Annotated in this window: 12 protein-coding genes; 3 read left to right on the top strand and 9 right to left on the bottom strand. The window is 64.5% G+C overall.

Translation table 11 applies throughout. The annotated features are described in order from the left end of the window. The first annotated feature begins 72 nt into the window (after nt 1-72). Nucleotides 73-1,047 carry a zinc-binding dehydrogenase gene (locus tag ACO550_RS34370; RefSeq protein ID WP_315596634.1) on the top strand — a complete coding sequence of 325 codons (975 nt, stop codon included), beginning with the start codon at nt 73-75 and terminating at the stop codon, nt 1,045-1,047. 151 nt (nt 1,048-1,198) lie between these two features. On the opposite strand, the gene ACO550_RS34375 is transcribed toward ACO550_RS34370, so the two are convergent. The 6 genes from ACO550_RS34375 to ACO550_RS34400 form a co-directional block, all read right to left on the bottom strand. Then, entirely contained in the window at nt 1,199-1,990 is a 792-nt protein-coding gene (locus ACO550_RS34375) for an ABC transporter permease subunit (RefSeq protein ID WP_315596635.1), read from the bottom strand. Between the two features lie 26 nt (nt 1,991-2,016). Continuing rightward, a complete protein-coding gene (locus tag ACO550_RS34380) occupies nt 2,017-2,829 on the bottom strand; it encodes an ATP-binding cassette domain-containing protein (RefSeq protein WP_315596636.1) in 813 nt (270 codons plus the stop codon). A gap of 82 nt (nt 2,830-2,911) precedes the next feature. Beyond that, the gene (locus ACO550_RS34385) at nt 2,912-3,955 is read right to left on the bottom strand and encodes an ABC transporter substrate-binding protein (protein ID WP_315596637.1); all 1,044 of its coding nucleotides are present in this window, start codon (nt 3,953-3,955) and stop codon (nt 2,912-2,914) included. Nucleotides 3,956-4,148: 193 nt separating this feature from the next. Beyond that, the gene (locus ACO550_RS34390) at nt 4,149-5,120 is read right to left on the bottom strand and encodes a Bug family tripartite tricarboxylate transporter substrate binding protein (RefSeq protein WP_485995102.1); all 972 of its coding nucleotides are present in this window, start codon (nt 5,118-5,120) and stop codon (nt 4,149-4,151) included. Nucleotides 5,121-5,229: 109 nt separating this feature from the next. Further along, nucleotides 5,230-6,198, bottom strand: coding sequence for a hydroxymethylglutaryl-CoA lyase (locus tag ACO550_RS34395; protein WP_315596638.1), 969 nt, complete (start codon nt 6,196-6,198; stop codon nt 5,230-5,232). After that, complete coding sequence (locus ACO550_RS34400; RefSeq protein WP_315596639.1) at nt 6,195-7,391, bottom strand: CaiB/BaiF CoA-transferase family protein; 1,197 nt, start codon at nt 7,389-7,391, stop codon at nt 6,195-6,197. The genes ACO550_RS34395 and ACO550_RS34400 overlap by 4 nt, the downstream gene beginning before the upstream one ends. A gap of 287 nt (nt 7,392-7,678) precedes the next feature. On the opposite strand from ACO550_RS34400, the gene ACO550_RS34405 reads away from it, so the two are divergent. Both ACO550_RS34405 and ACO550_RS34410 read left to right on the top strand, forming a co-directional pair. After that, nucleotides 7,679-8,431: a transporter substrate-binding domain-containing protein gene (locus tag ACO550_RS34405; RefSeq protein WP_315596640.1), complete on the top strand. Its 753-nt coding sequence runs from the start codon at nt 7,679-7,681 to the stop codon at nt 8,429-8,431. A gap of 33 nt (nt 8,432-8,464) precedes the next feature. Then, entirely contained in the window at nt 8,465-9,799 is a 1,335-nt protein-coding gene (locus tag ACO550_RS34410) for a diguanylate cyclase (RefSeq protein ID WP_315596641.1), read from the top strand. A 20-nt stretch (nt 9,800-9,819) separates the two neighbouring features. Here the strand turns inward: ACO550_RS34410 and ACO550_RS34415 are convergent, their stop codons facing one another. The 3 genes from ACO550_RS34415 to ACO550_RS34425 are packed head-to-tail and all read right to left on the bottom strand — an operon-like array spanning nt 9,820 to nt 11,728. Further along, complete coding sequence (locus ACO550_RS34415) at nt 9,820-10,725, bottom strand: LysR family transcriptional regulator (protein WP_315596642.1); 906 nt, start codon at nt 10,723-10,725, stop codon at nt 9,820-9,822. Between the two features lie 9 nt (nt 10,726-10,734). Next, complete coding sequence (recR, locus tag ACO550_RS34420) at nt 10,735-11,349, bottom strand: recombination mediator RecR (RefSeq protein ID WP_315596643.1); 615 nt, start codon at nt 11,347-11,349, stop codon at nt 10,735-10,737. Nucleotides 11,350-11,401: 52 nt separating this feature from the next. After that, nucleotides 11,402-11,728: a YbaB/EbfC family nucleoid-associated protein gene (locus ACO550_RS34425; protein WP_092594129.1), complete on the bottom strand. Its 327-nt coding sequence runs from the start codon at nt 11,726-11,728 to the stop codon at nt 11,402-11,404. Nucleotides 11,729-11,764 lie beyond the last annotated feature (36 nt).

Consider the following 11,764-nt stretch of genomic DNA (forward strand, 5'->3'; position numbering starts at 1 on the left):
GTGCTTTTCTTGCGCTACACTTGCCCGCAGCAGGCAGGATGCCCGCATGACCCGACCACGAATGGAGACACGATGAAAGCCGTACTGTGCAAAGCCTGGGGCCCGCCCGATTCCCTGTCGCTGGAAACGCTGCCCGACCTGGTGCCCGGCGATGGCGAAGTCGTCATCGACGTCAAGGCCGCCGGCGTGAACTTTCCCGATGTGCTTATCATCCAGAACAAATACCAGGCCAAGCCCGAACTGCCGTTTTCGCCGGGTTCGGAACTGGCTGGCGTGGTCAACGCCGTGGGCGCGGGTGTCACGCACGTAAAGCCCGGCGACAAGGTGATTGCCTACCTCGGCAACGGCGCGTTTGCCACGCAGGCCAAGGCTCCCGCCAAGGCCGTGGTGCCGATGCCGCCCGGCATCGACTTCGACGTGGCCGCGGCCTTTACGCTGACGTATGGCACCTCGCATCATGCGGTGGTCGATCGCGGCGAGCTCAAGGCTGGCGAGACCATGCTGGTGCTGGGCGCTGCCGGTGGCGTCGGTCTGGCCGCTATCGAGATTGGCAAGGCGATCGGTGCGCGCGTGATCGCAGCCGCATCGACCGATGAAAAGCTCGCGGTCTGCAAGGAGCATGGCGCCGATGCCGTGATCAACTACAGCACCGAGGATCTGCGCGAGCGCATCAAGGCCCTGACCGACGGCAAGGGCCCGGACGTCATCTACGATCCGGTGGGTGGCGTCTATGCCGAGCCGGCCTTCCGTTCAATTGCCTGGCGCGGCCGCTATCTGGTGGTGGGATTTGCCAACGGCGAGATTCCGAAGATCCCGCTGAACCTGGCGCTGCTGAAGGGTGCGTCGCTGGTGGGCGTGTTCTGGGGCGACTTCGCCCGACGCGAGCCGAAGGCCAACCAGGCCAATATGGCGCAGATGCTCGGCTGGATGAAGGAAGGCAAGATCCGCCCGCATATCTCGGCGCGCTATCCGCTGGAGCAGGCTCCGCAAGCGCTCAAGGACATGGAAGCCCGCAAGGTCACCGGCAAGATCGTGATCACGCCGTAAGCTGGGTGTCCACTCCCCTCTCCCGCTGCGCGGGAGAGGGGTTGGGGGAGAGGGCCTGAGGTTCTGCTTGCCGACCTCGCATTTTGAACTGCTGGCCCTCTCCCCCGCCCCTCTCCCGCAAGCGGGAGAGGGGAGAAAACCGAACGAACTTTTACAGCTTCTCGGTTTCCCCCAGCTTGGGCTGCCACTTCATCAGGCGCTTCTCGCCCACCGTCACCATCCAGTCGAGCACCAGCGCAAATGCAGTCAGCACGACGATGCCGGCAAACACGGTGTTGATATCGAACGTGCCTTCGGCCTGCAGGATCAGGTAACCCACGCCGCGTGCCGAGCCGAGGTACTCGCCCACCACCGCGCCCACGAAGGCCAAGCCCACCGAGGTATGCAGCGACGAGAACACCCAGCTCGTGGCGCTCGGCAGGTACACATGGCGCAGCAGTTGTTGCTTGTTGGCGCCCAGCATGCGCGCATTGGCCAGTACCACCGGGCTCACTTCCTTCACGCCCTGGTACACGTTGAAGAACACGATGAAGAACACCAGCGTGACGGCCAGCGCCACCTTCGACCAGATGCCCAGGCCGAACCAGACCGCGAAGATCGGGGCCAGGATCACGCGCGGCATCGAATTGGCGGCCTTGACATACGGATCGAGCACGGCCGACGTGAACGGGCTCAGCGCCAGCCACAGGCCCACGCCGAGTCCGGCCACGGTGCCGATGCCGAATGCCAGCACCGTTTCCAGCAGCGTCACGCCCAGGTGGATATAGATATCGCGCTCAACGATGAACCAGTTCCAGATCCGCTGCGCCACCATCAGCGGTTCGCCGAAGAAGAACGCCACCTGCTCGGAGCGCGTGGCCATGTGCCACACAAGCAGGATTACGACCAGAAGCAGCAGCTGCCAGACGCGCAGCATGCCTTTTGAGTCAGCACGGAAAGCCATGATCTTGTTGTTATCCAGTCGGGTAATCAGGCCACCTTGCGCTGTTGCGCATAGCCCTTGAGCACTTCTTCGCGCAGCACGTCCCAGATGGCGGCATGCAGCTCCACGAAGCGCGGATGGTTACGGATTTCGGCCACGTCGCGCGGACGCGGCAGGTCGATCACGAATTCGCCGATCGGATGCGTGCCCGGTCCTGCCGACAGCACCATCACGCGATCGCTCATCGCGATGGCCTCGTCGAGGTCGTGCGTGATGAACAGCACGGCCTTGCGCTTGGCGGCCCACAGGTCGAGCACCTCGTTTTCCATCAGCTGGCGCGTCTGGATATCGAGCGCCGAGAACGGTTCGTCCATCAGGATGATGTCCGGATCCATCACCAGCGTCTGTGCCAGGCTGACGCGTTTGCGCATGCCGCCCGACAACTGATGCGGATAGCGGTCGCCAAACCCGCCCAGGCCCACGCGGCGCAGCCACTCCTCGCCCTGCTCCACGGCCTCGGCGCGTGGCACGCCACGGAATTCCAGGCCGGCAATCACGTTGTCCAGCGCGCTGCGCCACGGCATCAGTGCCTCGGCCTGGAACATGTAGCCGGCCCGCGCGTTGATGCCCTTGAGCGGTTCGCCGAACACGCGCACCTCGCCGGTGGAGGGCTCCAGCAGGCCGGCCGCCACGTTCAGCAGCGTGGACTTGCCACAACCGGTGGGACCGACCACGGAAAGGAATTCGCCGGGCTGGATGGACATCGTGACATCACGCACAGCGGTATAGCGCTGTGCGCGGTCTTCGCGCGAGACGAAGGTACAGGTCACGTTTTCTAGGGAAAGTGCAGGCGTGCTCATGACGGCATGGCTCTGAGAAACATTCGCCCGCCGGGCGGGTCATGCGCGGCGGGCGACAGGGGCGTCCCGTGGGACGAACGGCTTACTTGTACTTGGCGTTGGCCTTCTGCACGAACGTGTTCGTGAAGGTGTTTTCCAGCTTGATCGACTTGCCCTTGAGCTCCGGGTCGAACTGCTGCAGCGTGTTCAACGCGGTCTTCGGACCATCGGCCGGCATCGTGCCGTCCGGCGAGATGGCTTCCTTGACCTTGTCCCAGGCGGACAGGTACAGCGCGCGGTCGCCCAGCAGGTAGCTTTCCGGCACGGTCTTGACGATGTCCGACGGGCCAGCCTTCTGCAGCCACTTCAGTGCGCGCACCATGGCATTGGTCATGGCCTGCGTGGTATTCGGGTTCTGCTCGATAAACTTGGTCGACGCATACAGGCAACCCGACGGCATGTTGCCGCCGAACACCGACTGGGTTTCCTTGAGCGTACGCGTGTCCGAGGCAATGCTGACTTCGTTCTTCTGCGTCAGCATCGAGATCACCGGGTCGAGGTTGGCCATGGCGTCGATCTGGCCCGAGCGCATCGCCGCCACGGCACCGGCGCTGGCACCGACGCCAATGAACGACACATCGGACGGCTTCAGGCCAGCCTTGGCCAGCACGAAGTTGGCCATCATGTTGGTCGACGAGCCCGGCGCGGTCACGCCGATCTTCTTGCCCTTCAGGTCGGCAATCGACTTGAAGTTGGGCATGGTCTTGTTCGATACCACCAGCACGATCTGCGGCGCGCGGCCCTGCAGCACGAATTCACGGTACTGCTGGCCCTTTGCCTGCAGGTTGATGGTGTGCTCGTAGGCGCCCGACACCACGTCGGCGCTGCCACCCACCACGGCCTGCAACGCCTTGGCGCCGCCGGCAAAGTCGACGATCTCGACCTCGAGACCCTCTTCCTTGAAGTAGCCCAGGCGCTCGGCAATCGTCAGCGGCAGGTAGTAGAACAGGTTCTTGCCACCCACTGCGATGGTGACCTTCGTTTTCTCGGGCTTGCCTTGCGCAAACGCGCTGCCGAACGTGAACCAGCCTGCCAGGAACAGCGCCAGGGCGATCAGCAGCTGCTTCCAGAAAGGTTTGTTGAACATGTTGCTCTCCTGCCTTTTTACTTCTGATTTGAATGAGGGCGCGACGCGCGAAAGCCGGGATGCCGCAATGCGGCTCCCGGCGATGCTACCGGACACGGCATCGATCCGCATCGGGATCTACACCTAATGTCGGCACAAGCGCGGCGGCGATCATGCTACGCCGCTGCCCTTTCAAACAGCTTGCCGCGCCATGTCATTCCGCGTGGATGTTGGCGGACTTGATCACCTTGGCCCAGCGCTGCAGTTCGGCCTTCTGGTACTGGTCGAGCTGCTGCGGGTTCATGTAGCGCGCCTCGGCGCCGAGTTCCTCGGCCTTCTTGCGGAATGCCTCGGTCTTCATGATCTTCTCGATCTCGGTAGTCAGGCGGTCGATCACCGCCTTGGGCGTACCGGCCGGCGCGTACATCGCGAACCACGATGACACGTCCAGGTCGGGGTAGCCTGCCTCCGGTGCCGATGGCACGTCCTTCAGGCTTTCGATCCGATTCTTGCTGGTCACCACCAGCGGACGCAGCTTGCCCGCGGCGATATGGCCCATCAGCGGCGGCGGCGTGGTGATGGTCATGTCGACGTTGCCACCGAGCAGGTCCGTCATCGCCGGACCGGTGCCCTTGTATGGCACGTGCGTGATCTGGATGCCGGCCATCTGGTTCAGCAGTTCGGTCGACACGTGCTGCAGCGATCCGTTACCCGACGACGCGTAGTTGAGCTTGTTCGGATTGGCCTTGGCGTAGGCCACCAGTTCCTTGAGCGACTTCACGGGCAGGTTCGGCCGCACCACCAGCACCTGGGGTGCCGACAGCAGGTTGGCCACCGGCGCGAAATCCTTGACCGGATCCCACGATGTCTTGGTCAGCAGCGGCGTGATCACGTGATAGCCGGAGTACTGCACCAGCAGCGTGTAGCCATCGGGCTTGGCGCGCTGCACGTTCTGTGCGGCAATGGTGCCGTTACCGCCCGGCTTGTTGTCGACCACCACGGACTGGCCCAGCGCCTTCGACAGCGGCTCCGAGATCAGTCGTGCGGCCAGGTCCGTGGTGCCGCCGGCGGCGGCCGAGACCACGAGCATGACCGGACGGTTGGGATAGCCGCCGTCCTGCGCCTGCACGGTGGCGGCGCAGGTCAGCCCTGCCAGCATGGCGCTGGCGATCAGTGTGCGTTTCATGGTTTGTCTCCGTATGTTTTATTTGGGGGACTGAAGTAACTGGGTAACTGTCAGTTGTTAAGTCAGTTGTTAAGTCAGTTGTTAAGTCAGTTGATAAGTCAGGCGATATTCAGGCGTTGGCGAAGAACTCCGCCATCCAGGCCGGCGGCTGATGGGTACGCAGGCGCGCGCCGGCGCGCAGCAACTGGCTCGGCACCTCGCGTTGCACCAGTTCCGATACGCCACCGACCACACCCAACAGCGCGTTCAGGTCGACCCCTGTATCGACACCCATCGACACGAACATATGCACCAGCTCCTCGGTGCTGACATTGCCGCTGGCGCCGGGCGCATAGGGACAACCACCAAGACCACCGGCCGCGGCATCGAAACGCGTCACGCCGGTCTGCCATGCGGCCATGGCATTGGCCAGGCCCATGCCGCGCGTGTTGTGCAGATGGATCGTCAGACCCACTTGCGGCAGCGCACGCTGGAATGCTTCGCACAGCGCGGCCACCTGGTTCGGATAGGCCATGCCCGTGGTATCGCACAGCGTGATACCGGCCGCGCCGGCATCGGCAAACGCATGCGCCAGGGCCATCACGTCAGCCTCGCTGACTTCGCCCTCGAACGGGCAGCCGAACACCGTCGACAGCGAGATGTTCACGGGCACTCCTGCCTTGCCCGCCTCGGCAATCATGGCCAGCAACTGGGCCTTCGACTGTTCGCGCGTCATGCGCAGGTTGGCGCGGTTGTGCGTCTCGCTGGACGACATCACCAGGTTGACCTCGTCGGGATGGCACGACAGCGCGCGCTCAAGCCCCCGCAGGTTCGGCACCAGCACCGTGTAGCGCACGCCCGGCACACGCTCCACCTGGTGCATCACGGCTTCGGCATCGGCCAGTGCGGGAATGGCGCGAGCCGATGTGAACGACGTGGCTTCGATACGTGCGAAGCCGCAATGGGCCAGCGCATTGACAAAGGCCACCTTGCCTTCGGTTGGCACGATATGCGACTCGATCTGCAGGCCATCGCGCGGCGCCACTTCATTGATCTCGATCCTGGCCGGGCCGGCCAGCGGATAGGTTTGGGCACTCATGCGATCACTCCACGGGCACGCAGATCGGCGATGGCTGCGCCATCGAGGCCGGCTTGCGCCAGCACGGTATCGGTATGCTCGCCCAGCGTGGGCGCGCGGTCATGGATGGCGCCGGGGTTGCCGGACAGCTTCGGGATGATGCCCGGCACTTCCACTTCCAGGCCCTTGGCCGATGTCACGGTTTCGATCACGCCGCGTGCGCGGTAGTGCGGGTCTTCGGCGATGTCCTTTACCGAATAGATGCGGCCCGACGGCACGTCGGCACCGCGCAGCACCTCGAGCGCCGAGGCTACCGTCTGGGTCCTGGTCCACGCGGCAATCGCAGCGTCGATCTCGTCGACACGCTTTACGCGACCGTCGTTGCGCGCCAGTTCCGGGTCTTCGCCGAGGTCATTGCGATCCATCGCCGCCATCAGGCGACGGAAGATCGCATCGCCGTTGGCGGCAATCAGCACATACTCGCCGCAGCCACACGGATAGGCGTTCGACGGCGCGATGCCCGGCAGCGCCCCGCCAGCCGGCTGGCGCACCGCCCCGAACGCCGAGTACTCGGGCAACAGGCTTTCACTGAGGTTGAACAGCGATTCGTAGAGCGCCACGTCGATGACCTGGCCCTTGCCGCCGCGTGCGTCGCGTTCGTACAGTGCCAGCAGCACACCCAGCGCGCCGTGCAGGCCCGCAATGGTGTCGCCCAGCGACAGGCCCGCGCGCACCGGCGGACGGCCCGGCTCACCGGTCAGGTAGCGCAGGCCGCTCATGGCTTCGGCCACCGCGGCAAAGCCCGGCTCGTCTTTCTTGGGGCCGGTCTGGCCATAGCCCGATACCCGCACCATGATCAGCTTCGGGTTGGCGGCGTGCAGCGCATCCCAACCCATGCCCCATTTCTCCATGGTGCCGGGGCGGAAGTTTTCAATCAGCACATCGGCTTCGGCGGCCAGTTGGCGTACCAGCGCCTGGCCTTCGGGCTGGCGCAGGTCGATGGCAATCGACTGCTTGTTGCGCGATTGCGCCTCCCACCAGACCGAAGTATCGTCGTGCAGCATGCGCCATTTGCGCAGCGGATCGCCCTGCCCGGGCGGTTCCACCTTGACCACGTGCGCGCCGAAGTCGGCAAGGGTCTTGGCGGCGAAGGGGCCGGCAATCAGTTGTCCGAGTTCCAGGACCTTGATGCCATTAAGAATCTGTTGCGCCATGTTGGGGAGCGTCTCCGTAAATCTGACCCGTCGCGGGATTGGCTTTGTTGCTTTGTTTCGACGGAGTGTGCCCCAGCGGCGGGTGATGCGGAATCGGCATTCCGGAAAGCGGGCTATCTCGGAATGCGAAGGATCGGGGCTTACCCTGATCCCACCCTCCCGCAGGGTCAACCTCAGGGCAAAAGCCGCCGTTATTCGCGGCACAGGCTCATGCCGCGCGAGCCCACGGTATGTTCCGCTGCCAGGCAGCCCCGGCATCACCGCCTCTCCAGAGGCCCCCGACAACCATGCCATTCCAACGCCTTTGCCGGATCCTCTGCGCCGCCTGCCTGCTCGCGGCGGCCCCGCTCGCGCAGGCGCAGACCACCATCGTGCTGTACTCGGAGGCCGGCCAGCGGCCACAGTCCTACGAAGAAAACGGCGTACCCAAGGGCGCGTACATCGAAAGCCTGATGCGCGTGGTGAAACGGATTCCCGGCTACAAGGTGGAAATCCGCTTCGCATCGTGGGCGCGCGTGGTCGAGGAGGCCAGGAACGGCAATAGTGCCGGCATCCTGGGGGTGTATTACCGTCCCGGCGACCGGCCGTTCCTGAATCATTCCAAGGCGTTCTATGCCGAGGAGGTCGCGGTGCACTGCAATCGCGACTCGATCCAGGGCCGTACCTTCAAGACCTATCCCGACGATTTCATCGGACTGAAGTTCGGCAACCAGCGCGGCTACCTGGCCCCGGGCCCGCGCTTTTTCGAGCTCGCCAGGGCCGGCAAGATCGAGATCATCGAGGGACACGAGTTCCAGGACCTGGTCAAGAAGATGCTGGTGGGCGAGATCGATTGCGTGGTGAATCCCAGCGTGGTCCTCAACGAGGCGCTGGTCGCGCTGGAAGCCCAGGGCCTGCCCGAACGCATGCGCTACAAGTCCAGACGCGTGCTGACCGTCAAGACCGAGACCGTCCATATCGGCTTCAGCAAGCCGTACGAGGTGTTGCATCCTGAGCTAGCGAGGTTCCGCCAGCTATTCAACAAGGCGGTGGATGAATAGAATGCCCCCTGATTCCCCAGGATCGCGCCCTTCATGCCACTGCCGCCACCGGTTCACTCGATCCGGAACAGGATGATCGTGCTGTTCATCGTTGTCACCACGACAACGTTGGGTGCCTTCGCCACGCACCGGCAATGGCAGCTGCGGCAGGATCTGGAGCAGCGGTTCGAGCGCACCCGCGCCGAGGTGCTGGAAAGTCTTGCGACGAATCTGGCCGAGCCAACCTGGGCACTGAATGTGGGCATCCTGCGCACCCGCCTGGAGGCCACGCTGATTCATCCCGAAGTGAGCGAGGCCTGCGTGTTCTCGCCCGATGGACAGGAAACCTACGCAACCGGCGGCCGGCCCACCGCAGCCGGCATGTCACCCTGTACCGTGGCCAATCCGCATGACGCATTGGGCGAGGTCTCGATCCATCCCCCGGCCGGCATCGACGAGGCACGCCGGCAGCAGGCCATCGGCAAGGCCGTGGTCCGCTTCAGCCGCGACCCGATGCGCAAGACCTTGCGCGCGGCGATGATCCAGAATGTGACCGAGGTAGCCGCCATCGACGTGGTGCTGGTGCTGCTGCTGACGTTTGGCCTGCGCATGGTATTCCAGCCGCTGCAAAACCTGCAGCGGGCGCTGTTCCAGCTGGCCTCGAGCCATGGCGACGAACTCGACGAACTGTCACGGCTGGGTCGCACGGAGTTCGACAGCGTGATCGACGGCTTCAACCAGGTACTGCGCCGGCTCAAGCAGATCATCGCGCAGCGTACCGAGGCCGAAATGACGGTGCGCGCGGCCATCCAGCGCAGCAACAATGCCTTCGCGCAAATCCAGGCTACCCAGGCCGAGCTGGTCGAGAAAAACCGCCTGCTCGAAACGCTGTCGATGACCGACCAGCTCACCGGCGTGTACAACCGGCGCCGGCTCGACCTCGTGCTGACCAGCGCGCTGGAGCGCAGCCGCGACGACGGCAGCCGCTTCTCGATCATCCTGATGGATGTAGACCGCTTCAAGTCGGTCAATGACAACCACGGGCACCAGATTGGCGACCGTGTACTGGTGGAAATGGCGCAATGCATCCTGGACGCCAAGCGCCCGGCCGACACCGTTGGCCGCTGGGGTGGCGAGGAATTCCTGCTGATCTGCCCCGATACCAGCCTGCAGGAGGCCGTGCAGTTTGCCCAGCTACTGCGCCAGGCCGTGTCGGAACGGGAATTCTCGGTGCAGGAACCGATGACCGCGAGCCTTGGCGTGGCCTGCGTGCAGGACGGCGATACGATTCACGGCATGATCTCGCGCGCCGACCAGGCGCTGTATCGCAGCAAGAGGAACGGCCGCGACCGCGTCGAGTATGCCGATGACGCTCCGCTGACGGCGTGACTGTATGTCCGTGGCGCGGGTCAGAACGGCGCCCGCTCGCCGCACAGGTGCGTGATCAGCAGGCGTGCCGAAACGGTCAGGCCAGCCGGATCGCGCATGCCGATCAGCAGTGAGCGGCGCGCCCAGGCATCCTTGAGCGATACCAGCGACAACCCCATCGACTTCACGTGCGGCTCGGCCGCAATGCGCGGTAGCACGCCCACGCCCATGCCTGCCATCACCATGCGGCACATCGCATCGAAGCTGCGTACCTGGATGCGCAGGCGGAACTGGCGTTCCAGCCGGCTACTTTCCTCGAGCAGGCGGGCGGCCAGCGACGTGACTTGCGGCAGGCTGACAAAGTCGAACTCCAGCGCGTCGGCATAGTGCACTTCGCCACGTTGCGCAAGCGGATGGTTGGGTGGCGTGATGATGACGAGCTCGTCCTGCCGGTACTCCACCGTAACCAGCCCCGCGCACGGCGTGCGATCGGCAAAGATGCCCACGTCGGCCCGGTTTTCCATCAACGCGGCAACGATATCGCTGCTGTTGTGTTCCTCGAGTTCGATGCGGATCGTTGGATGCTGACGCATGAACTGCGCCAGATCATCGGGCAGGAACTGCGTGATGGCGGAGGTGTTCGCACAGACGCGAACCTGCCCGCGCACGCCCGACGCATAGTCGGACATCACGCCGGCCATGCGCTCCACGTCCTGCAGGATGGTCAGCGCATGATGAAAGCACGCCTGTCCGGCCTCGGTCAGCTGGACACCGGCCGCATGCCGGAAAAACAGCGGCGCGCCGACCGCGGTCTCCAGGTCGGAAATCCGCTTGCTGGCTGCGGCCACGGCCAGGTGCGACTGGCGTGCACCGGCAGAGATGCTGCCCTGCCGGGCCACGGCCACGAACAGGCCCAGCGTGACGAGGTCGAAACGCGCCAGGTTCATGGTGGTCCGCTACAGCGTGCGCCGGTCCATCACGGCGCGGGCGATGGTGCCCGCGTCGACGTACTCGAGTTCGCCACCCACCGGCACGCCACGCGCCAGGCGCGACACCTTGAGTCCGCGCGCCTTCAGCATCTCGCCGATATAGTGCGCGGTGGCCTCGCCTTCGCTCGTGAAATTGGTGGCGACGATCACCTCGGTGGCCGGACCGCCGTACTCGGGGTCGGTAGCACGCGCCAGCAGGCGGTCGAGATGAATTTCCTTCGGGCCGATGCCATCGAGCGGCGACAGGCGCCCCATCAGCACGAAATACTGGCCGCGATAGGTCAGCGTCTGCTCGATCATGACCTGATCGGCCGGGGTTTCCACCACGCAGAGCAGCGAGGCGTCGCGCGCGGTGTCGCGGCAGGTCTCGCAGATCTCCTGCTCGGTGAACGTATTGCAGCGCACGCAATGGCGGATGCCATCGGCGGCTCCGCGCAGCGCGTCGCCCAGCTTGCGCGCGCCGTCGCGGTCGTGCTGCAGCAGGTGGTAGGCCATGCGCTGGGCCGACTTGGGCCCCACGCCGGGCAGCACCTTGAGCGCCTCGATCAGCGCCTGCAGCGAGGTAGGCGGTGCCGCCCTCATCGTGGCACCGCTTTCATTGCCTGAAGCATCGGAGCACCAATCAAGGCAGCAATCAGAACGGCAGCTTGAAGCCCGGGGGCAGCGGCAGGCCCGAAGTCATCGAGCCCATCTTTTCCTGCGTGGTGGCCTCGGCCTTGCGCACGGCATCGTTGAACGCGGCGGCGACCAGGTCTTCCAGCAGGTCCTTGTCGTCGGCCAGCAGGCTCGGATCGATGGTTACGCGCTTCACGTCGTTCTTGCAGGTCATCAGCACCTTCACGAGACCGGCGCCGGACTGGCCCTCGACCTCGATCTGTGCCAGTTGCTCCTGCATCTTCTTCATGTTGTCCTGCATCTGTTGGGCTTGCTTCATCAGCCCGGCCAGTTGACCTTTCATCATGGAATCACTCCTTGGATACGTGTAGGTGGATGGGCG

It is taken from the genome of Cupriavidus sp. (assembly GCF_057315035.1).